Origin of the sequence: Stenotrophomonas sp. CC22-02, from assembly GCF_004365115.1 — a bacterium.
Taxonomy (GTDB): Bacteria; Pseudomonadota; Gammaproteobacteria; order Xanthomonadales; family Xanthomonadaceae; genus Stenotrophomonas; species Stenotrophomonas forensis.
The window spans coordinates 737968-759250 of sequence record NZ_SOCO01000001.1 but is presented as its reverse complement, the minus strand read 5'-3'; the positions used below and the strand labels follow the sequence as shown (position 1 = coordinate 759250).

The 21283-nt window shown below is 66.7% G+C and carries 17 protein-coding genes; 7 read left to right on the top strand and 10 right to left on the bottom strand.

Translation table 11 applies throughout. From position 1 onward, the window contains the following. Positions 1-6: 6 nt before the first annotated feature. The 3 genes from N440_RS03640 to N440_RS03630 are packed head-to-tail and all read left to right on the top strand — an operon-like array spanning position 7 to position 4502. Positions 7-2793 carry a TonB-dependent receptor gene (locus N440_RS03640; protein WP_133934118.1) on the top strand — a complete coding sequence of 929 codons (2787 nt, stop codon included), beginning with the start codon at positions 7-9 and terminating at the stop codon, positions 2791-2793. A gap of 48 nt (positions 2794-2841) precedes the next feature. Further along, positions 2842-3798, top strand: a complete 957-nt coding sequence (locus tag N440_RS03635; RefSeq protein ID WP_133934117.1) for a hypothetical protein — start codon at positions 2842-2844, stop codon at positions 3796-3798. Beyond that, positions 3795-4502, top strand: coding sequence for a hypothetical protein (locus tag N440_RS03630; RefSeq protein ID WP_133934116.1), 708 nt, complete (start codon positions 3795-3797; stop codon positions 4500-4502). The genes N440_RS03635 and N440_RS03630 overlap by 4 nt, the downstream gene beginning before the upstream one ends. Positions 4503-4585: 83 nt before the next feature. Here the strand turns inward: N440_RS03630 and N440_RS03625 are convergent, their stop codons facing one another. The 7 genes from N440_RS03625 to murJ form a co-directional block, all read right to left on the bottom strand. Further along, the gene (locus tag N440_RS03625; protein WP_133934115.1) at positions 4586-5251 is read right to left on the bottom strand and encodes a lysoplasmalogenase; all 666 of its coding nucleotides are present in this window, start codon (positions 5249-5251) and stop codon (positions 4586-4588) included. Further along, the gene (locus N440_RS03620; RefSeq protein ID WP_133934114.1) at positions 5248-7137 is read right to left on the bottom strand and encodes a M61 family metallopeptidase; all 1890 of its coding nucleotides are present in this window, start codon (positions 7135-7137) and stop codon (positions 5248-5250) included. The genes N440_RS03625 and N440_RS03620 overlap by 4 nt, the downstream gene beginning before the upstream one ends. A 207-nt stretch (positions 7138-7344) precedes the next feature. After that, on the bottom strand, positions 7345-8295 hold the full coding sequence (gene ispH, locus N440_RS03615; protein ID WP_133934113.1) for a 4-hydroxy-3-methylbut-2-enyl diphosphate reductase: 951 nt from the start codon (positions 8293-8295) through the stop codon (positions 7345-7347). A 27-nt stretch (positions 8296-8322) separates the two neighbouring features. Further along, positions 8323-8847, bottom strand: coding sequence for a signal peptidase II (lspA, locus tag N440_RS03610; RefSeq protein ID WP_008266713.1), 525 nt, complete (start codon positions 8845-8847; stop codon positions 8323-8325). Then, complete coding sequence (ileS, locus tag N440_RS03605) at positions 8847-11678, bottom strand: isoleucine--tRNA ligase (protein ID WP_133934112.1); 2832 nt, start codon at positions 11676-11678, stop codon at positions 8847-8849. Before ileS ends, lspA begins: the two co-directional genes overlap by 1 nt. Then, positions 11675-12622, bottom strand: coding sequence for a bifunctional riboflavin kinase/FAD synthetase (locus N440_RS03600; RefSeq protein ID WP_133934111.1), 948 nt, complete (start codon positions 12620-12622; stop codon positions 11675-11677). The genes ileS and N440_RS03600 overlap by 4 nt, the downstream gene beginning before the upstream one ends. 75 nt (positions 12623-12697) lie before the next feature. Next, a complete protein-coding gene (murJ, locus tag N440_RS03595) occupies positions 12698-14302 on the bottom strand; it encodes a murein biosynthesis integral membrane protein MurJ (protein ID WP_133935970.1) in 1605 nt (534 codons plus the stop codon). Positions 14303-14419: 117 nt separating this feature from the next. Here murJ and rpsT point away from each other — a divergent pair, with 117 nt between their 5' ends. Further along, positions 14420-14689 (top strand): 30S ribosomal protein S20, encoded by a 270-nt coding sequence (gene rpsT, locus N440_RS03590; RefSeq protein WP_005408560.1) that lies wholly within the window; start codon positions 14420-14422, stop codon positions 14687-14689. Between the two features lie 165 nt (positions 14690-14854). On the opposite strand, the gene cgtA is transcribed toward rpsT, so the two are convergent. The 3 genes from cgtA to rplU form a co-directional block, all read right to left on the bottom strand. Continuing rightward, a complete protein-coding gene (gene cgtA, locus N440_RS03585; protein ID WP_006424789.1) occupies positions 14855-15907 on the bottom strand; it encodes an Obg family GTPase CgtA in 1053 nt (350 codons plus the stop codon). Positions 15908-16110: 203 nt separating this feature from the next. Continuing rightward, positions 16111-16374, bottom strand: a complete 264-nt coding sequence (rpmA, locus tag N440_RS03580) for a 50S ribosomal protein L27 (RefSeq protein WP_005415704.1) — start codon at positions 16372-16374, stop codon at positions 16111-16113. A gap of 18 nt (positions 16375-16392) precedes the next feature. Then, on the bottom strand, positions 16393-16701 hold the full coding sequence (gene rplU, locus N440_RS03575; protein ID WP_006424709.1) for a 50S ribosomal protein L21: 309 nt from the start codon (positions 16699-16701) through the stop codon (positions 16393-16395). A gap of 318 nt (positions 16702-17019) precedes the next feature. Here rplU and uvrA point away from each other — a divergent pair, with 318 nt between their 5' ends. From uvrA to N440_RS03560, 3 genes are all read left to right on the top strand, one after another. Next, entirely contained in the window at positions 17020-20022 is a 3003-nt protein-coding gene (gene uvrA / locus N440_RS03570) for an excinuclease ABC subunit UvrA (protein ID WP_133934110.1), read from the top strand. Next, positions 20022-20429: a thioesterase family protein gene (locus N440_RS03565; protein ID WP_006424673.1), complete on the top strand. Its 408-nt coding sequence runs from the start codon at positions 20022-20024 to the stop codon at positions 20427-20429. The genes uvrA and N440_RS03565 overlap by 1 nt, the downstream gene beginning before the upstream one ends. A gap of 98 nt (positions 20430-20527) precedes the next feature. Beyond that, complete coding sequence (locus tag N440_RS03560) at positions 20528-21253, top strand: enolase (RefSeq protein ID WP_133934109.1); 726 nt, start codon at positions 20528-20530, stop codon at positions 21251-21253. Positions 21254-21283 lie beyond the last annotated feature (30 nt).

The following is a 21283-nucleotide window of genomic DNA, read 5'->3' as shown; positions in this document are numbered from 1 at the left end:
GCAGTGATGGCAGGACCGGGCGCGCTGCAGTGGGGGCTGCTCCGCCCCCTGCTGTGCCTGGCGCTGCTGGCCACTGCACTGCCTGCGGCCACGGCCAGCGAATCGGCGGCCACGCATGCCTACCGCATCGATGCCGGCCCACTGCCGTCGGCGCTGCAGCAGTGGGCCCGGCAGAGCGGCATCGCGCTGCTGTTCGACGCCCGTGAGCTGGCAGGACTGCACAGCGACGGCGCGAACACCCGGACCGATCCCGCCACCGCCCTGAAGCAGCTGGTTGCCGGCATGCCGGTGACGATCCTGCGCACGCCTTCGGGTGGCTTCGTGGTGCGCCGCGTCGGTGCGGCCCCGATTGCCACAACACCCACGCCCAAGGCCGTGGTGGCTCCCCACCACGATGCCCCCCGGCCGCCGCCGCAGGTGGAACTGGCACCAATCCACGTCACCGGCAGCCGCCTGCCACGCACCTCGGTGCAGACCACGCTGCCGGTTACCACGATCGATCGCGCCGACATCCTGCGCAGCGGCTACGGCAGCCTGTTCGACCTGCTGCGGCACCTGCCCGGCATGAATGGCCTGCCGGCGATGAGCAGTGCGCGCAGCGGTGACTCGCAGTACCTGCCGGTCGGTGCCGCAGCCACCACCAGCCTCGACGGCATGGGACCGCGCGCCACTCTGTTCCTGGTCAATGGCCGGCGCCTGCCGCGCTACCCGATGGTATCGCTGGAGCAGGGAGGGCTCACCGACCTGGGCGGCATTCCGCTCAGCTTCGTCGAACGCATCGAGCTGGTCCGTGGCGGTGCCTCGGCGATCTACGGCGCTGACGCCATGTCCGGCGTGGTCAACATCATCCTGCGCGACCAGGCCGATGGGCCCGAAGCCATGCTGCAGACCGGCCTGAGCAGCCGTGGCGACGCCGCGCAGTATCGCCTGCAGGCAGCCACCGGCGGCCTGCGCGGCAACGGCGATCGCTGGTTCGCCGGCGTCGACCTGCACCGGGTCGACCACCTGGCCGGCGACCGCCGCGACTGGCATGCAGAGACCTCGCAGTACCTGATCGGTGCGTTCGGCGCTGGCCGCTACTGGCCTGCACGGCGCTGCGAAGGACCGTTGAAGCGGCGCGATGGGGCCTGCTGGTTCGACAGCGCGCGCCCACGCTCGCTGCAGCCCGCGTCGGATACCGCGTCGGCCTATCTGCGCTATCGGCATGAACGTAGCGACGGCCGTTATGCCTATGCCGAAGCGCGCGCCAGCCACAACCGCCAGCGCTTCGACCTCGGCCCCACCGCGGTTTCCCTTGCCCTGTATGGAATCACCTTCAACACGGTGCTGCGCGAAGCCGGCAACGTGCGCCCACACGTGCGCGCCACCGACGCCGACGTCACCTTCGGCATCGGCCGCGACCAGGGCCGGCGCAGCTGGGATGCCGGGCTCAGCGCACAGCGCAGCGATGTCAGCCTGTCCACGCCGGGCACCGTGCGGGCCACCCCGTTGATCGAGGCCGCGCAGTCGCTCCGGTTCCTGCCCGGATTCGACATGCTGCCCAGCGACGAAACGGCGTCATGGTTCCCGATGATCCGCAACCGTGGCCTTACCGAACAATGGCAGGGCTGGTGGGGCATGCAGCGCGAACTCATGCCGTTGCCGGGAGGCAATGCGCAGCTGGCCACCGGCATCGACCTGCGCCATGAGCGCTGGACCTCGCACCCCGATGCGCTGCTGAGCCAGGGTGACCTGGCGCTGGGGCTGCCACAGCAGCGGCGTCGGTTGTCGCGGCAGAGTGGTGGCGCCTACGCCGAACTCGGCCTGCCGCTGGCACCTGCGCTTCGCATGGACCTGGCCGCACGCTGGGACCGTGACGGTGACTACACCGCACTCTCGCCACGGGCCGGCCTGCGCTGGACGCCGTCGCCGCAATGGTCATTCCTGCTGGCCAGCGGGCGTGGCTATCGTGCCCCCAGCCTGTTCGAGCAGCGGCGCCCGCCCGGCCAGTTCGGCACCCTCACCCTGCCCGCTTCGGATGCGCTGCCGCCGTGTGCGCAGAGCGCAGCGGATGGCCGCTGCAGGGTGACCGCAGACGTGGAAGAAAACACCATGCTGAAGGCGGAGAGCTCGCGCAGCCATTCACTGGCCGCGACCTGGTCTCCGAATGATGCGTTCTCGCTGTCGCTGACCCACAACATCGTCGAGCTGCGCAACGAGATCCTCGCGCTGCAGCCCAACGATGCGGTCTGGAACCGCGATACCTGGCAGCTGGATGAGCAAGGCAGGCTGCACAGCCTGCGCCTGTCCTTCGACAACATCGGCCGCACCACCTCGCGCAACTGGGTGCTGCGCGGCGAGTACCGCATCGACACCGGCAGCAACGGCCAATGGCTGTTCTCGCTGGATGCACTGAAACAGCAGGAGCTGCGCCGCCAGCGCGACCACGAACCCGCGATCGATCTGCGCGGCCATGTGACGCCGGAGACGGCGGCGGTGCTGAACGTACAGTGGCAGAACAGCCACTGGGACATCGCCCTGCGCGGCAACCAGGTGGGTCGCACCCGCGCCTGGCTGCCCGGTGCCGAGTGCCCGCAGGATCAGGTTGAACTGAACCACTGCATGAACCCCCGCCAGCTGCGCTGGAACCTGCATCTTGCACGCCGCCTCGGTCCACGCATCGTTGCCGCGCTGGACGTGCACAACGTGCTCGACACGCAGCCGGTGAACTACCTGGTCGGCAATGGCGGGCAGATGCCCGGGCTGGACGATCCACTGGGCCGCTACTACCTGCTGACCCTGCAGTTCCGCTGAGCGTAGTACGCTACGCGGCCTGCTCCACCGGTCTGCCAGCTCCACCCCATGAAGGCCCATCTCTGGTTCTGGGGCGCGTTCCTGCTGTTCTTCGCGTTGCCCTTCCCCTGCATCCTCTATCTCGGCAGCGCTTGGCCACTGGCATTGGCCGATCGAAGTACCCCCTGGCTTGCGTTGCTGCTGCTCGCGTTGTCGCTGGCGCTGTGGCTGGCGCTGCTGTTCGCGTTCCTGCATTACCTGCTGCTTGGCCCACTGCGTGCGCTGCATCGCGTGCGTTCAATTCTCGTCGAAGGTGAACCGCGCAGCGCACTGATCGAACAGGCCGAACAGACTGGCGTGCATATGCGCGGTTTCGCGCAATGGAAACTGCAGCTGGCCTTCCGGAACCTGTCCGGCACACCGATCCGCGAACAGCTGCTGGTGGTCGACAGCAAGCCGCAGCTGCAGCGCTTCGTTGCTGGCAGGCACATCGATGCACGCCTGAGCCGAACGCCGGGTGCCCATCCCAACGTGGTACTCGACGGTGCTCAGCCCGAACTGGATATTGCCAGCCTGTGGCGGCGTGGAATCGGCGGTGCCATCGGCATCGCCGGGGTAGCCGGTGCGTATGTAGCTGCTTACCGCCTGCAAAGCGAAGGCCTCGGCTGGACGTTCCTGTCCTTCGGCCACCCGTTGCTGGTGTGCCCGCTGGTGCTCTGCAGCTACATGCTGGGCCTGCGCCTGCTCGGCCGCCTGCTGCAGGCCGATGCCCGCGGTGATGCGCTGAAATATCGTGGCATCGGTGTCGAGGCCAGGGTGCTGAAGGTGCGCCAGACCGGCACCTGTCTCAACGAACAGCCACAGGTGGAATTCCAGCTGGAGTACACCGACCGCGAGGGTGGCGTGCGGCAGGCCAGCGTGCGTCGCTTCATCCCGCTGATCGAACTGGCCAGCATTCCGCGCGATCAGATGACCGTGCTGTACGACCCGGATGAGCGTGGCAGCGTGCGCCTGGAGGGGATATGAAACCACCTGTTTCCACCCGATGGGTGTTCTCGATGGTATTGCTGGTGCTGGCCGGTGCGGCGGTGGCAGGCGGAGCGCTGCAGACCCTCGGCGAAACGCTGGGCCATTCGATGCCGCGCGACCGGATGCCGGCATCGGTCACTGCGCAGGCGCCGCGCGAGCAGCCGACATCGCTTGCGCCCGTGACCGATCCGCAGCCGGTCCCGATTCCCGAACGCAACAACCGTCTGTTCGATGCCGACTACCTGCAGGATGCGCGTCAGGCGCTGGAGCAGCTGCCGGCGCTGGCTGGACAGCGGTTGACAGTGTTCCACAGTGTCCACTTCTACGACGATGGCCGCATCCACCTGGATCTGGTCGACCCCCAGCAGCCCACCCACGTCGACAGCTACGACTTCGAACGCGGCCAATGGCGCAAGGGCAACCCGGTGAACCCACAGCAGTTCGCACCCACCATAAGCCTGCAGCGCAGCAGCACGCCGCTGGCCAACATCGATTTCGATGCCGTACCACGTGTGGCGCGGACACTGCAGGAACAGCGCAACGCACTTCAGAATCCTGCTTCAGAGGTCGGCCACGTCTACGTGATCGTGCGCAAGGCAGGCCGGCTGGTCTGGCTGCCGGACGAAGTCGCGGGCGATCGCGAATCGGTACGCCTGCAGTTCGATGCACAGGGCGTGGCCCGCAGCGCAAGCCGCCAATAGCCCCCAAAAAAAGGGGACGGAGGGGATTAAGTCGCAATCGACTTGATGCTGATTACGACTTAATCCCCTCCGTCCCCTTTTTGCTATTTCACCGAGCGGGCGATGGCGTACTGCGCGGCGTAGTAGGTGGACAGCACCAGCAGGCTGGCCAGCGGCAGACCGCCGGCGAAGCGGTCCCAGGCCAGCAGTGAATCGCTGGCCACGAACAGCAGTGCACCGGCGGCGGCCCAGCGTGCACTGCACGGTTCCGGCGCCGCCGCTTGGGGGCGCGCCCATGCGCGTGCTAGCGCCAGCACCGCCATCGAGGCCAGCACCACCACGTACGCCAGCACCGGGATGCGCATCGGCGCCGGCAGGTGCGGCCACAGGCCCAGCACGTTGAGCGCGGCGAACGCTGCCAGCAGCAGACTGGCAGCCACCAGACCGCGCCCGCCGCGCAGGCCATCGCGGAACGCGACGATGTAGCACAGGTGTGCCAGCAGGAACGCCACCAGGCCGGGCACGAACGCATCCATCGGCAGCATCAGCGCGATGTCGCCCACGCACGACAGCAGCATGCCGGCCAGCACCGCGCGCCGGTAGAACGGTTGCGCAGGAGTGTGCTCCTGCCATGCGATGCCGGCGATCAGCAGCGTCGTGGCCGGCTTCGCCAGCCAGTGCAGCCAACGCCCGTCACCGTGCAGGAACGCGCCGATGATGGCCAGGATCGCCACCAGCAGGATCATGCCGTCGCGGGCGCGCGCTTTCATCGCGCCTTCCACAGGTCGGCCAGGCGATCAGGCGTGCCGGCGATGCGCTCCAGCACCGGGTACTGCAGGCCACCGTGGTAGTCGATGTTCATCGTATCGATGCGGTCGAACTGCTTGACCAGCAGCACGATCGGCGCCTTGTCGTTGGCCGCGTCAGCCACGGCGTCCTTCAGCCGTTGGCTGCTGTACTCGCGGCCGCCGACCGCGATCACCTTCATGCCGGGCGCCAACCCTGCGTTGAACGCCGGGCTGTCCCAGATCACGTCACCCACCGTGCCGCTGTCGAGCACGGTCGCGCCCAGCGAGTAGGCCAGCAGTGCGCCCTTGGCGCGCTTTTCCTGCGCCTTGTAGGCGGCGTTCGGGGTATCGCGGTAGACCAGCTTCCAGCCGGCCAGCGCGAGGCCACCGGTCAGCGGACCGTGCCCGTCCAGGCGGCCGCGCAGGAACGTCGCCCAGTCGTACGGCGCGATGCCGTTCAAGGTCGCGACCACGTCATCGAAGGTGTACGGATTGACGTCCCAGTCGCCATTGCCGACCCCGAAGAAGGCGCGCGCGAAGTCGTCCAGGCTGCGGCGGTTGCCGCTCAGTTCGCGCAGCTTGCCTTCCACTTCCAGCCACAACATCTGGCCGCCGGAATAGTAGTCCTCGCTCATCTGGTAGTTGCGGTACGGCAAGGTGCGGCGCTGGGCGATGGTCGGGTCGTTGGTGGTGTCCTGCAAGGGTCGCCAGGCCAGGCCCGGGCGGCCACGGTCATAGGTGGCGGCCACATTGGCCAGCATGTCGCGCGCCTGCTCGACCGACCACAACCCGGAACGCGCGGCCAGCACCTGGCCCCAGAACTGGGTCTGGCCCTCGTACACCCACAGCAGGCTGTCGCCCATGGGCACGTTGAAGCTGGCGGTGGCCAGGTCGGCGCCGCGACGGTACTTGCCGTTCCACGAGTGGGTGTACTCGTGCGGCAGCAGGTCGCGCATCCACGCGCTCTTGTCCCACTCGGTGAAGTAGCCCGGCTCGGCGCTGTTCTCGCTGGAGCGGTGATGCTCCAGGCCGATGCCACCGAGGCGGTCGGTCAGCGCCAGCAGGAACTCGTAGTGGTTGTAGTGGCGCGCACCATAGAGCTTGTCGGCCTGCTGCACCAGCGCGCGGTGGAGCTTGATCTGTGCGTCCGTCGGCTTCAGCGATTTGGCATCGTCGGCGAACACGTTGAGGTGCACCGGCACCTTCGCGCCCGGGTCGAGGTCGATGCGCTGGTAGTGCTCGCCGGCGAACAACGGCGAATCGACCAGGTGGTCATAGGAAATCGGCTTGAACACCACGGTGTCACCGTCGCGGCGTGCGGTTTCCAGCGCGGTGGCGAACGACCAGCCCTTGGGCAAAGTCACGCTGGCCTGCGCCTGGAGCTGACGGGCATCGACCCCGGCCGGATACAGCGAATTGGCGTTCCACTGCAGGTTGAGCATTTCCGGGGTCATCACCACCCGCCCCTGGCTGCCACCCTGCGAAGACAGGAAATCGAAGTGGGCGACGATCTCGCTCACGCCTTCGGGCACGTTCACCTTGAACGCATAGACATTGAACTGATCGCGCTGCCAGGCCAGCGGCTTGCCGTTGGCGGTGACGCGCAGCCCGGCCAGCTTGTCGATCGGGCCGGTGGGCGAATGGTTGCCGGGAATCCACTGCGGATACAGCAGGGTCATCGGGCCAGGTTTGGCCGGCACGGTGGCGGTGACCTTGAAGATGCGGCGGGCCAGGTCGCGTGCGTCCACGTCGATGCGCAGCAGGCCGGGAGCCGCGGCATTGGCCGTCGGCGCGGCCTGTGCCAGCGCCAGCACAGGCGTGGCGGCCAGCGCGAACAGCAACGGCATGGCCAAGGCTCGGGTTTTCATCGGGCAGCGTCCAACAGCGGAGAATTCCCCGATGCTAGGCCTGTGGCATGCGTGGCCCCATGGCCAAAGGTCATGGCCCGCGCGAACCCCGCCAGAAGCGGCAAACCCGGCAACAAGGCCGTGAGCAGTAGATCTACGCCGTGCGTGGATGGAATGCATCCAGAAGCAGTGCGAACCAAGGTTCGCACCCACCAGAATCAGGCCCGGTCAGTCGACCAGGCGCAGGCGCAGTTCCTTCGGCAGCGCGAACACCATCGATTCCGGCTCGCCATCCAGCTCACCCACGCCGCTGGCGCCCAGCTCGGCCAGCCGCGCCAGCACGCCATCGACCAGCACCTGCGGCGCCGAGGCGCCTGCGGTGACACCGATGTGCTGCTTGCCTTCCACCCAACGCGGGTCGATCTCGTGCGCACCGTCGATCAGGTACGACTCGACGCCTTCACGGCGGGCCAGCTCACTGAGGCGGTTGGAATTGGAACTGTTCGGCGAACCGACCACCAGCACCAGGTCGCAGCGCTTGGCCAGGTCGCGCACGGCGTCCTGGCGGTTCTGCGTGGCGTAGCAGATGTCGTCGTTCTTCGGGCCCTGCATCGCGGGGAAGCGATCGCGCAGCGCATCGATGATGCCGCGCGTGTCATCCACCGACAACGTGGTCTGGGTGGTGTAGGCGAAGTTTTCCGGCTGGTTGATCTGCAGCGTGGCCACCTGCTCGACATCCTCGACCAGATAGATCTGGCCGGTGCCGGCCTCGCGGTTCCACTGGCCCATGGTGCCTTCCACTTCCGGGTGGCCGGCGTGGCCGATCAGCACCACGTCTCGGCCGGCACGGCAGTGGCGGGCGACTTCGAAGTGGACCTTGGTCACCAGCGGACAGGTCGCGTCGAACACCTTCAGGCCACGGCGCTCGGCTTCCTGGCGCACCGCCTGCGAAACGCCATGGGCGCTGAAGATCACCGTGTTGTTGTCCGGCACTTCGTCCAGTTCCTCGACGAAGATCGCGCCGCGCTGCTTCAGGTCGTCGACCACGAAGCGGTTGTGCACCACTTCATGGCGGACGTAGATGGGCGCGCCCAGCGTTTCGATCGCGCGCTTGACGATCTCGATCGCACGATCGACACCGGCACAGAAACCACGCGGGTTGGCGAGCAGCACATCCATCAGTTCAATCTCCCGGCAGCGGCCGGCTTACGGTTTCGGGTTGGCATTATCCGCCTTTTTGGCGGACTTGCCGTCGAACAGGCCAAACAGGGCGATGCCGATGGCACCGACCACGATGGCCGAATCGGCGATGTTGAACGAGGGCCAGGTGTAGCTGCCCACGTACCACTGGATGAAATCGACCACATGACCGTGCACCTGGCGGTCGATGACGTTGCCGATGGCACCGCCGATGATCAGCGCATACGGCACCGCGGCCTTCCAGTTGCCGCGGGCGGTACCGCGCAGCCACCAGGCCATCAGGCCGCTGATGGCGATCGCCAGCGCAGTGAAGAAGTACTTCTGCCAGCCACCGGCGTCGCTCAGGAAACTGAACGCGGCACCGGTGTTGTAGGTGCGGTACCAGTTCCAGAAGCCATCGATGACCACCACCGGCTGGAACTCCGGCAGGCTCGACAGCACCCAGGCCTTGGACCACTGGTCCAGGCCGATGATGGCCGCCGACAGCAGCAGCCAGACCAGGGCGTTGGGATGCGGGCGTGCAGTGCTCATCAGAACCAGCTCCGCAGTTCGCCGGCGCCGGTGATGTTGCTCACGCAGCGGCCGCACAGTTCGGGATGGTCGGCGTTGCTGCCGACATCGGCGCGGTGGTGCCAGCAGCGCACGCACTTGGCCTTGGTGGTCGGCTGCGCGCTGACGAACACTTCGTCAGTGGTTGCCGGGCGCACCTGCACGTCGCCGCTGATGAACAGGAAGCGCAGTTCATCGGCCAGCGGCTGCCACTTCGCGGCCTGCTCTTCGCTGGCGGCGATGGTGATTTCCGCTTCCAGCGCGGCACCGATCGCACCGTTGGCGCGCATCGGCTCCAGCACCTTGGCCACCTGCTCGCGCACGGCCAGCAGCTGCTCGAAGTCGGCGGCGTTGAGCTGGGCATCGGCCGGCAGCGGCGCCAGGCCGTCGTACCAGGTGGTGAACAGCACGTGCCCGGCACGCTCGCCCGGCAGGTAGCCCCACAGCTCGTCGGCGGTGAAGGTCAGGATCGGCGCCACCCAGCGGGTGAATGCTTCGGCGATGTGGTACATCGCGCTCTGCGCCGAACGGCGACCGTGCGAGTCGGTCGGCATCGTGTACAGGCGGTCCTTGGTCACGTCCAGGTACAGCGAGCCCAGGTCCACGCTGCAGAAGTTCAGCAGCAGCTGCACGATCTCGGCCATGTTGTAACCGTCGTAGGCTGCCTTGATCTTCTCCTGCAGCTCCCACGCGCGATGCACGATCCAGCGGTCCAGCGCGACCATCTGGTCGAGCGGACGCAGGTGCTGGGCCGGATCGAAGCCATCCAGGTTGCCGAGCAGGAAGCGCGCGGTGTTGCGCAGGCGGCGGTAGGCATCCGCGTTGCGCTTGAGGATCTCCTGCGACAGCGACATCTCGTTGCTGTAGTCGGCCGAGGCGATCCACAGGCGCAGGATGTCCGCGCCCAGCTTGTTCATGATGTCCTGCGGCTCGATGCCGTTGCCCAGCGACTTGGACATCTTGCGGCCGTGCTCGTCCACGGTGAAACCGTGGGTGAGGCACTGCTTGTACGGGGCGCGCTTGTCGATCGCCACGCCGGTCAGCAGCGAGGACTGGAACCAGCCGCGGTGCTGGTCGGAACCTTCCAGGTACAGGTCGGCCGGCTTGCCGAAGCCGCGCGCGGCGAGCACGCCTTCATGGGTCACGCCCGAGTCGAACCAGACGTCGAGGATGTCGGTGACCTTCTCGTAGTCGGCCGCTTCGGCGCCCAGCAGTTCGGCGGCATCCAGCGAGTACCACACGTCGATGCCCTCGGCCTCGACGCGGTCGGCGACCTGCTGCATCAGCTCCACCGAACGCGGATGGATCTCGCCGGTCTGGCGGTGGGTGAACAGTGCGATCGGCACGCCCCAGGTGCGCTGGCGCGAGATGGTCCAGTCCGGGCGACCGTCGACCATGCTCTGGATGCGCGCCTTGCCCCAGGCCGGGAACCAGCCCACGGTGTCGATGGCAGCCAGCGCATCGGTGCGCAGGTTGGCCTTGTCCATCGAGATGAACCACTGCGGGGTGGCGCGGAACACCACCGGCGTCTTGTGGCGCCAGCAGTGCGGGTAGCTGTGGCGGATCGGGTGGAAGGCCAGCAGCGAACCGTTGTCGCGCAGCACGCCGACGATGGCCTCCTGCGCCTTCCACAGGTGCTGGCCGGCCAGCACCACGTCACCGGCCGGCGGGGTCGATTCCAGGTACACGCCGCGGCCGTCGATCGGGGTGACCTGGCCGGCGTTGTACTTGTCCAGCAGGCCGTACTTCTGGCTGACCACGAAGTCTTCCTGGCCGTGGCCGGGCGCAGTGTGCACCGCACCGGTACCGTCCTCGTCGGAGACGTGGTCACCGTTGAGCACCAGGATTTCGCGCTCCGGGTAGAACGGATGCGCCAGCAGCTGGTTTTCCAGCGCCGCGCCGGTGGTTTCACCGTGCAGCACCACTTCATCCACGCCGTAGCGCTGCAGCGCGCGCTCGGCCAGCGCGGCGGCCAGCACCAGCCAACGGCGCTTGCCGTTGTGGGCCGGGCCTTCGGCCAGCACGTAGTTGATCTCCGCACCGAGCGAAACGGCCAGCGAGGCCGGCAGCGTCCACGGCGTGGTGGTCCAGATCGGCACGGCCACTTCGACGTCGGCCGGCACGCTCACGCCGAACGCCTGGCCGATGGCCTGCGCATCGCGCGCGGCGTAGGCCACGTCGATCGCCGGCGATTCCTTTTCCTGGTACTCGATCTCCGCTTCGGCCAGCGCCGAACCACAGTCGAAGCACCAGTACACCGGCTTGGCGCCACGCACCAGGTGGCCATTGGCCACGACCTTGGCCAGCGCGCGGATCTCGTTGGCTTCGAAGTCGAAGCTCAGGGTCTTGTACGGGTTGTCCCAGTCACCGGTCACGCCCAGGCGCTTGAAGTCCACGCGCTGGATGTTGATCTGCTCTTCGGCGAACTCGCGGCACTTCTGCCGGAATTCAACGGCGTCGAGCTTGGTGCCGACCTTGCCCCACTTCTTCTCGACCGCGATCTCGATCGGCAGGCCGTGGCAGTCCCAGCCCGGTACGTAGGGCGCATCGAAGCCGGCCAGGTAGCGCGACTTGACGATGATGTCCTTCAGGATCTTGTTGACCGCGTGGCCGAGGTGGATGCGGCCGTTGGCGTACGGCGGGCCGTCGTGCAGCACGAACAGCGGGCGGCCGACGGCGTTGTCGCGCAGCTGCTGGTAGAGCCCCTGCGCTTCCCACTGCGCCAGAATGCCCGGCTCGCGCTTGGGCAGGTCGCCGCGCATCGGGAATTCGGTGGCTGGCAGGTTCAGGGTGGTCTTGTAGTCCTGGCTCACGCAGTGGCTCGCAATCTATGTTCGGAAAGGATGGCGCGCGCCTGTTCGGCGTCGCGGTGCATCTGGTCGGTCAGTGCCGCCAGATCATTGAATTTCTCTTCGTCGCGCAGCTTGGCGACGAACTCCACGTCGATGTGGCGGCCATACAGGTCGCCCTGGAAATCGAACAGGTGCGCTTCCAGCAGCGGCTCCACGCCGTCCACCGTCGGCCGCGTGCCGAAGCTGGACACCGAGGGCCACGGCTGGTCGAACACGCCGTGCACCCAGGTCGCGTAGATGCCCGACAGCGCCGGGGTCTTCGGGAAGCGCAGGTTGGCGGTCGGGAAACCCAGCGTGCGGCCGAGCTGGCGCCCGCGCACCACCCGCCCGCTGATCGCGTACGGACGACCGAGCAGGTCGCCGGCGCGGGCGAAGTCGCCGTCCTGCAGCAGCTGGCGGATGCGGGTGCTGGAAATGCGCTCGCCATGCAGGTCCACCGCCTCGATCTCGCCGGCGCTGAAGCCCAGTTCGGCGCCCATCTTCTGCAGCAGGGCCAGGTCACCACGACGACGGTTGCCGAAGCAGAAGTCCGGGCCGATCCACACTTCGCGGGCGCCCAGCCGGTGCACCAGCAGCCGCCGCACGAAGTCCTCGGCCGGCATGGCGGCCATCGCCGCGTCGAAACGCAGCAGGCCGATCGCATCGACGCCGAGCTCGCGCAGGATCTCGACCTTGCTGCGCGCCAGGGTCAGCCGCGGCGGCGGCGTGCCCTGGGCGAAGAATTCACGCGGCAGCGGCTCGAACGCCACGGCCACCGCGGCCACGCCCAAGGCGCGCGCGCGGGCGACCGCGTGGCGGACCAGCGCACGATGCCCCAGGTGGAGGCCGTCGAATGCACCGATACAGACCACGCTTCCGTTGGGGAACAGCTCCCCGCCCTCGACGCTTCTGAACAGCCTGCTCATCAACTCTCGTTCCGGCCCGACCGGGGCCGCCGCTTCAATGGTGTAACCCTGAAGTATAGCCGCCACGGGCCGCGATCAATGCCCGCGCAGGTCGCGCGGGCGGAAGCCCATCGCCACCATCGCCACCGCATAGGTCGCACCACCGCCACCGACCAGCAGCGCCAGGGCACCGATCCGCTCCCACACGCTCATCGCCGAGAAGCCCGGCAGCCAGTACCGCAGCGCCAGCAGCACGCCGACCATGGCCAGGCAGGCCAGCAGCAGGCGCAGCAGATAGCCGCCCCAGCCCGGACGGCGCTGGTAGACATCGGTCTTGCCCAGCCAGTACCAGAGCAGGCCCAGGTTCAGGTAACTGGACAGCGCGCTGGCAATGCCCAGCGCCAGGTGCAGGCCCGGCTGCTTGCCGATGGCCGCCATTACGCCCTGTGCCTTCAGTTCGTCCGGCACCATCACCTGGTACAGCACCGCCAGCAGCGCGAAGTTGAACACCATGTTGGCCACCAGCGCGGCGATACCGGCGCGCACCGGGGTCTTGGTGTCCTGCCGCGCGTAGAACGCCGGCAGCACCACCTTCAGCAGGGCGAACGCCGGCAGGCCGAAGCTCAGGCCGTACACCGACAACGCGGTCATGCGGGTATCGAAGGCGCTGAACTGGCCGTGCTGGAAGATGGTCGCGATCAGCGGCTCGGCCAGCAGCAGCAGGCCGAGCATGGCCGGCACCGAGATCAGCAGGGTCATGCGCAGACCCCAGTCCAGCGAGCGCGAGAAGCCTTCACGGTCGGTGCTGACGTGGTGGCGGGCCAGCGCCGGCAGGATCACCGTGCCCAGCGCCACGCCGAACACGCCCAGCGGCAGCTCCAGGAAGCGATCGGCCAGCGACAGCCAGGACTGCGAGCCGTCGGTCAGCTTGGCCGCGATGACCGTGTCCAGCAGCAGGTTGATCTGCGCCACCGAGGAACCGAACAGGGTCGGCACCATCAGCGTCATCACCTTGCGCACGCCCGGATGGCTCCAGCCCCAGCGCGGCAGGGTCAGCAGGTTGATGCCCTTCAGCGAGGGCAGCTGGAACAGCAGCTGCAGGATGCCGGCGGCCAGTACCGCCCAGCCCAGCGCCAGGATCTGCTTTTCAGGGGTGCCGCCCAGCCGCGGCGCCAGCCACAGCGCGCCGGCGATCATGCACAGGTTGAGGATGACCGGGGTCAGCGCCGGCATCGCGAAGCGCTGGAAACTGTTCAGCGCGCCGCCGGCCAGTGCGGTGAGCGAGACGAACAGCAGGAACGGGAAGGTCAGGCGGAACAGGTCCACCAGCAGGCCCTGCTTGACCGGGTCTGTATCAACGCCGCTTGAGAAGACCGAGGCCAGCTGCGGCGCGAAGATCAGCGCCAGCGCGGTGACCAGCATCAGCACCCCACCCAGGGTGCCGGCGGTGCGGGCCATCAGTTCGCGCAGCTCGGCGTGGCTGCGGGTTTCCTTCACTTCCGTGAACACCGGCACGAAAGCGGTGGCGAAAGACCCCTCGGCGAACAACCGGCGCAGGAAATTGGGTACCCTGAAGGCGACCCAGAAAGCATCAGTGATGGCGTTGGTGCCGAACGTGGTGGTCACCACGAAGTCCCGGACAAGTCCAAGGACGCGCGAGACCATGGTCATGCTGCTGAACGACAGCAGGCCCCGCAACAACTTGGGTGAACTCACTCAGCGTCCCTCTTGACAATCGACTTGACGTGCATTTCTTACGCCATCATACTAGCTAGCTTGCTGTTCCCATAACACCGATTTTTTCAGGAAACCACCACCGTGGCCAATATCAAGTCCGCCAAGAAGCGCGCCAAGCAGACCGTCGTGCGCAACGCGCGCAACGTGGCTCAGCGCTCGATGCTGCGCACCGCTGTCAAGAAAGTGATCAAGGCGCTGGACGCCAACGATGCCGCCGGCGCCGAAGCCGCCTTCGCCGTTGCCCAGCCGATCCTGGATCGCTTCAGCGCGCGTGGCCTGATCCACAAGAACAAGGCTGCTCGCCACAAGAGCCGCCTGAACGACCGTATCAAGGCCCTCAAGGCCGCCTGATCCGGCGTTGCCGCCCTGCCCTTCGGGGTTGGGCAGCAGACAAAAGCCCGGCCTCGGCCGGGTTTTTTGTTGCCTGCGATCCGGGAATGCCGGCCAGCGGCCGGCACTACCGGAAAGCAAAAAACCCGGCCGAAGCCGGGTTTTTCGCATGGAACCACAACAGCATTACTGCGCGTTGCGGGCTTCCAGCTCGTCTTCCTTCTGGCGATCGAAGAACGCCATGATCCGGCTCATGATCGGGAAGGTACCTTCGCGACCCAGCGCCGACACCAGGAACCACGGCTCCTTCCAGCCCAGCTCGGCGACGATCTGCTCGGCCGCCGCCTTGGCCTCGTCTTCGAACATCAGGTCGGCCTTGTTCAGCACCAGCCAGCGCGGCTTGTTCAGCAGCTCCGGATCGTGCTTTTCCAGCTCACGCTCGATCGCACGCACCTGCTCCACCGGCGAGATGCCCTCCACACCACCTTCCATCGGCGAGATGTCCACCAGGTGCAGCAGCAGGCGGGTGCGCTGCAGGTGGCGCAGGAACTGCGCACCGAGGCCGGCACCGTCCGCCGCGCCCTCGATCAGGCCCGGAATGTCGGCGATGACGAAGCTGCGGTAGTTCTCCACCTTCACCACACCCAGGTTCGGGTACAGCGTGGTGAACGGGTAATCGGCCACTTTAGGGGTTGCCGCCGAAACGGCACGGATCAGGGTGCTCTTGCCGGCGTTGGGGAAGCCCAGCAGGCCGACGTCGGCCAGCAGCTTCAGCTCCAGCTTCAGCGTGCGCTCTTCGCCCGGCTCGCCCGGCAGCGCCTGGCGCGGCGAACGGTTGGTCGAGCTCTTGAAATGCATATTGCCCAGGCCGCCGCGGCCGCCCTTGGCCACCAGCAGGCGGTCGTTGTGCTGGGTCAGGTCGCCGATGACTTCATCGGTGGCAACGTTGATGACCACGGTGCCGACCGGCACGGTGATGGTGAGGTCTTCGCCGCCCTTGCCATAGGCCTGGCGGCCCATGCCGTTCTCGCCGCGCTGCGCCTTGAAGATGCGGTCATGGCGGAAGTCGACCAGGGTGTTCAGGTTTTCGTCGGCGCGGATGTACACGCTGCCGCCTGCACCGCCGTCGCCGCCGTCCGGGCCGCCGAGCGGAATGAACTTCTCGCGACGGAAGCCAATGCAGCCGTTGCCGCCGTTGCCGGCGAACACTTCGATTTCTGCTTCGTCTACCAGTTTCATTGTTTCGATGCCTGCGATGGGCGCGGCATCTGCGCCGTCGCCTTGAATGTAATGCGGGCGCGCGTGGCCCGCAGCCCGGCGCGGCCGGTCTTCCTTTTACCCGGTAACTCTAACGAAAAGCCCCGCCGAAGCGGGGCTCTTCATGCAGCGTGCTCTTCACCCAGCACCGCCATGCCGAGGCACGGGTGCCGGCGATGCCTGGATCAGGCGTCGGCCGAGACGATGCTGACGGTGCGACGCTTCTTGGCGCCCTTGACCGAGAACTCCACCTTGCCGTCCACGAGGGCGAACAGGGTGTGGTCACGGCCCAGGCCCACGCCGGAACCCGGGTGGAACTGGGTGCCGCGCTGACGCACGATGATGTTGCCGGCTTCGATGGCCTGGCCGCCGAAGATCTTGACGCCCAGGTACTTCGGGTTGGAGTCGCGACCGTTGCGCGAGGAGCCTACGCCCTTTTTATGTGCCATGACTGCTTCTCCTGATGCTTAGCCGGCGATGCCGGTGATCTCGATTTCGGTGTAGTACTGACGGTGACCCTGACGCTTCATGTGGTGCTTGCGGCGACGGAACTTGATGATCCGGACCTTGTCAGCACGACCCTGGGACAGGACCTTGGCGGTGACGGCAGCGCCCTTCAGCGCATCGCCCAGCTTCACGCCGTCGCTGTCGCCCAGCATCAGGATGTTGTCAAACTTGATCTCGCTGCCGACTTCGACTTCGAGCTTTTCGACGCGGAGCTTTTCGCCCTGCGCCACGCGGTATTGCTTACCGCCGGTGACCAGTACTGCGTACATGACCAGACTTCCTCTGTAGTTATTGTGGTCTATGGACTGCCGCCGTCGAGGGCGGACAGGAGCGGGATTGTACGCAGATCAATGCGACAGGGTCAAGTCAACCCCTGAACAGCCCGGGAGGCCCGGTCGGAACGGGGTCAGATCCCTTTTCACAGCGTGAAAAGGGATCTGACCCCTTCATAAAGCCTTGTCTCACAGGGTGAGACACCGGGCTGGCATTGTCGCCCATTGCCCCCATCTGGTCACCTCGGTAGGCTGACCGATTGCCGTTCCCTGCTGGCCCGGCACCCAGCCAACGCCCCCACAACCGGATCCCCCATGGCGATGGATTTCATCCGCATCCGCGGCGCGCGGACGCACAACCTGAAGAACCTCGACCTCGACCTGCCCCGCGACAAGCTGATCGTGATCACCGGCCTGTCCGGCTCGGGCAAGTCCTCGCTGGCGTTCGACACCATCTACGCAGAAGGCCAGCGCCGCTACGTCGAGTCGCTGTCGGCCTATGCACGCCAGTTCCTGAGCGTGATGGAAAAGCCGGACCTGGACCACATCGAAGGCCTGTCCCCGGCCATCTCGATCGAGCAGAAGTCGACCTCGCACAACCCGCGTTCGACCGTCGGCACGATCACCGAGATCTACGACTACCTGCGCCTGCTGTACGCCCGCGTCGGCACCCCGCGCTGCCCGGACCACGGCTACCCGCTGGAAGCACAGACGGTCAGCCAGATGGTCGATCAGGTGCTGACCCTGGACCCGGAACAGCGCTACATGCTGCTGGCGCCGGTCATCCGCGACCGCAAGGGCGAGCACGCGCAGGTGTTCGACCAGCTGCGCGCGCAGGGCTTCGTGCGCGTACGCGTGGACGGCGAGCTGCATGAAATCGACGCGGTGCCGCCGCTGGCACTGCGCCAGAAGCACACCATCGAGGCGGTGATCGACCGCTTCCGCCCGCGCGAGGACATCAAGCAGCGCCTGGCCGAGAGCTTCGAGACCGCGCTGAAGCTGGGCGACGGCATGGCCTCGGTGCAGAGCCTGGACAACACCGAAACCGCGCCGACGCTGTTCTCCTCCAAGTACTCCTGCCCGGTGTGCGATTACTCGCTGCCGGAGCTGGAGCCGCGCCTGTTCTCGTTCAACGCACCGATGGGCGCCTGCCCCGGCTGCGATGGCCTGGGCATCGCCGAATTCTTCGATCCGTCGCGCGTGGTGGTGCATCCGGAGCTGTCGCTGGCCGCCGGTGCGGTGCGCGGCTGGGATCGCCGCAATGCCTATTATTTCCAGCTGATCGCCTCGCTGGCCAAGCACTACAAGTTCGACGTCGATGCGGCGTGGAACTCGCTGCCGGAAAACGTGCAGCAGGCCGTGCTGTACGGCAGCGGCGATGAGGCGATCACCTTCACCTACTTCACCGAAGCCGGTGGCCGCACCCAGCGCAAGCACCGCTTCGAGGGCATCATTCCCAACCTCGAGCGCCGCTACAAGGAAACCGAATCGCCGGCGGTGCGCGAGGAGCTGTCCAAGTACATCAGCGAACAGCCGTGCCCGGAATGCCATGGCGCCCGCCTCAACAGGGCGGCACGCAACGTGTTCGTCGCCGATCGCCCGCTGCCGGACCTGGTGGTGCTGCCGATCGACGAAGCACTGAAGTTCTTCAGCGAACTGAGCCTGCCGGGCTGGCGCGGCGAGATCGCCTCCAAGATCGTCAAGGAAATCGGTGAGCGCCTCGGCTTCCTGGTCGATGTCGGCCTGGATTACCTGACCCTGGAGCGCAAGGCCGACACCCTGTCCGGTGGCGAAGCGCAGCGCATCCGCCTGGCCAGCCAGATCGGCGCCGGCCTGGTCGGCGTGATGTACGTGCTCGACGAGCCGTCGATCGGCCTGCACCAGCGTGACAACGAGCGCCTGCTCGGCACCCTCACCCGCCTGCGCGACCTCGGCAACACGGTGATCGTGGTCGAGCATGACGAGGACGCGATCCGCCTGGCCGACTACGTGCTGGACATCGGCCCCGGCGCGGGCGTGCACGGCGGCGAGATCGTCGGCCAGGGCACCCTGCAGGACATCCTGGAGGCACCGCGCTCGCTGACCGGCCAGTACCTGTCGGGCAAGCGCGCGATCGAGATTCCCGCGCGCCGGCACAAGCCGAACCCGAAGATGACCCTGCACCTGCGTGGGGCCAGCGGCAACAACCTGAAGGGCGTGGACCTGGCGATTCCGTCGGGCCTGCTGACCTGCGTGACCGGTGTGTCCGGCTCGGGCAAGTCGACCCTGATCAACGACACCCTGTTCTCGCTGGCCGCCAACGAGATCAACGGTTCCTCGCATCCGATCGCTCCCTACAAGGAGATCGATGGCCTGGATCTGTTCGACAAGGTGGTGGACATCGACCAGTCGCCGATCGGCCGCACCCCGCGTTCGAACCCGGCCACCTACACCGGTTTGTTCACCCCGCTGCGCGAGCTGTTCGCGCAGGTGCCCGAAGCGCGTGCGCGCGGCTACTCGCCGGGCCGTTTCAGCTTCAACGTGCGCGGTGGCCGCTGCGAAGCGTGCCAGGGCGATGGCCTGATCAAGGTCGAGATGCACTTCCTGCCGGACGTGTACGTGCCCTGCGACGTCTGCCACGGCAAGCGCTACAACCGCGAGACGCTGGAGATCCTGTACAAGGGCTTCAACATCAACGACGTGCTGGAAATGACCGTCGAGGATGCGCTGAAGCTGTTCGAGCCGGTGCCGTCGATCGCCCGCAAGCTGGAAACGCTGGTCGACGTGGGCCTGAGCTACATCAAGCTGGGCCAGAGCGCGACCACGCTGTCCGGTGGTGAAGCGCAGCGCGTGAAGCTGTCCAAGGAACTGTCGCGCCGCGATACCGGGCGCACTCTGTACATCCTGGACGAGCCGACCACCGGCCTGCACTTCCACGACATCGAAGCGCTGCTCGGCGTGCTGCACAAGCTGCGCGACGAAGGCAACACGGTAGTGGTGATCGAACACAACCTGGACGTGATCAAGACCGCCGACTGGATCGTCGACCTGGGTCCGGAAGGCGGCCATCGCGGTGGCACGATCCTGGTCACCGGCACGCCGGAAGACGTGGCAGCCTGCCCGCAGTCGTACACCGGCCAGTTCCTGGCGCGCATGCTGCCGTCCACCAGCGCGCGACCGGAACGCCCGGCCGCCGTGGCCAACAAACCCGACGCCCGCCCGCCGCGCAAGGTGAAGCCTGAAAAGCCGGCCAAGGTGGCGAAGAAGGCGGTGGCGGCAACGAGTACCGGCAAGGCCAGCAAGACTGCTGCCGCCAGCAAGAAGAAGAAGGACGCCTGATGAGCAGTGAACACAAGATCCTGGCCCGCATCCCGATCAGCGTGCGCTGGCGTGACATGGACAGCATGGGCCACGTCAACAACGCCAAGTACATCTCCTACCTGGAAGAAGCGCGCGTGCGCTGGATGCTGGGCGTGGACGGCGTGTCGATGACCGACCGCATCGCACCGGTGGTGGCCGCGACCAACGTCAACTACCGGCTGCCGATCGTGTGGCCCAACGACATCCTGGTCGAACTGTTCGTCGAGCGCCTGGGCAACAGCAGCGTGACCATCGGCCACCGCATCGTCGACCAGCAGGATGAGTCGAAGCTGTATTCGGACGGCAACGTGGTGGTGGTGTGGATGGACACCCAGACCGGCAAGAGCGCACCGCTGCCAGAGGCGATCCGCAGCGCGTCGACCTGATTCGCTTCTGGTAGATGCCGACCTTGGTCGGCACGCTTCGGCGGCAATGACGATGCCGGCCAGCGGCCGGCACGACCGACACTGATCAAAGGACTGACATGATCCACCACACCGAACTGCGCGACCTGCTGCCCGGCATGGTCCCCTTCCCCGCCGATGTCTTCCCCGCCGACCAGGCCTGGCTCGGCCAGCACCTGTTGCCGCTGCTGAAGATCGACCTGGGCGTGCTGCGCCCGGAACTGGCCGGCCAGGCGGCAACCATGCTGTGCCCGATCGAGCCGTATGACGGCTGTATCGGTGACGACACCGGAGAGCACCACAACGAATTCACCGGCAGCAACTGGACCGCTTTCCAGCTGACGGACGACAACGAGATGCGCTTCCTCGGCAACGAGGGCTACTTCCAGGGAGACGAAGTGGAAGGCGAGTACGCGAGTGCGCATATCGCCGAGATGCGCGAAAGCCATGCCAAGGCCCAGGCGTACTTCCAGCAACACGGAAAGCTGGCCAGCTATTCGCGCTATGGCGATGGCGCGCCACGCGAACAGGCTTGGCTGGATACCCTTGGCGGCGCGATTTCGTACGGAAACTGGACAGAAACTGCAGAGATACCGGCAGCATTCGAGATCTCGATCCTGCCTCCAATGCACGATCGTGATCGCACGGCAGACATGGAAGACGTGACCATCACGCGTGATGGCAATAAATTCTTCGCAGTCGCCGAAGTGGCCGGCTACAACTGGTGCGCCACTGGCGCCGATGCCATCGTCATGCTGTACGAACCGGTAAGCCGCACGGTGCTGTTCTCATACGACTGGACGTAAGCCCCGTGATTGTGCCGGCCGCTGGCCGGC

Bases quoted from the DNA above. Each gene is read 5' to 3' on its own strand.
- N440_RS03640 (WP_133934118.1), top strand. From the start codon at position 7: ATGGCAGGACCGGGCGCGCTGCAGTGGGGGCTGCTCCGCCCCCTGCTG.
- N440_RS03635 (WP_133934117.1), top strand. From the start codon at position 2,842: ATGAAGGCCCATCTCTGGTTCTGGGGCGCGTTCCTGCTGTTCTTCGCG.
- N440_RS03630 (WP_133934116.1), top strand. From the start codon at position 3,795: ATGAAACCACCTGTTTCCACCCGATGGGTGTTCTCGATGGTATTGCTG.
- N440_RS03625 (WP_133934115.1), bottom strand. From the start codon at position 5,251: ATGAAAGCGCGCGCCCGCGACGGCATGATCCTGCTGGTGGCGATCCTG.
- N440_RS03620 (WP_133934114.1), bottom strand. From the start codon at position 7,137: ATGAAAACCCGAGCCTTGGCCATGCCGTTGCTGTTCGCGCTGGCCGCC.
- ispH (WP_133934113.1), bottom strand. From the start codon at position 8,295: ATGGATGTGCTGCTCGCCAACCCGCGTGGTTTCTGTGCCGGTGTCGAT.
- lspA (WP_008266713.1), bottom strand. From the start codon at position 8,847: ATGAGCACTGCACGCCCGCATCCCAACGCCCTGGTCTGGCTGCTGCTG.
- N440_RS03600 (WP_133934111.1), bottom strand. From the start codon at position 12,622: ATGAGCAGGCTGTTCAGAAGCGTCGAGGGCGGGGAGCTGTTCCCCAAC.
- cgtA (WP_006424789.1), bottom strand. From the start codon at position 15,907: ATGAAACTGGTAGACGAAGCAGAAATCGAAGTGTTCGCCGGCAACGGC.
- rpmA (WP_005415704.1), bottom strand. From the start codon at position 16,374: ATGGCACATAAAAAGGGCGTAGGCTCCTCGCGCAACGGTCGCGACTCC.
- rplU (WP_006424709.1), bottom strand. From the start codon at position 16,701: ATGTACGCAGTACTGGTCACCGGCGGTAAGCAATACCGCGTGGCGCAG.
- uvrA (WP_133934110.1), top strand. From the start codon at position 17,020: ATGGCGATGGATTTCATCCGCATCCGCGGCGCGCGGACGCACAACCTG.
- N440_RS03565 (WP_006424673.1), top strand. From the start codon at position 20,022: ATGAGCAGTGAACACAAGATCCTGGCCCGCATCCCGATCAGCGTGCGC.
- N440_RS03560 (WP_133934109.1), top strand. From the start codon at position 20,528: ATGATCCACCACACCGAACTGCGCGACCTGCTGCCCGGCATGGTCCCC.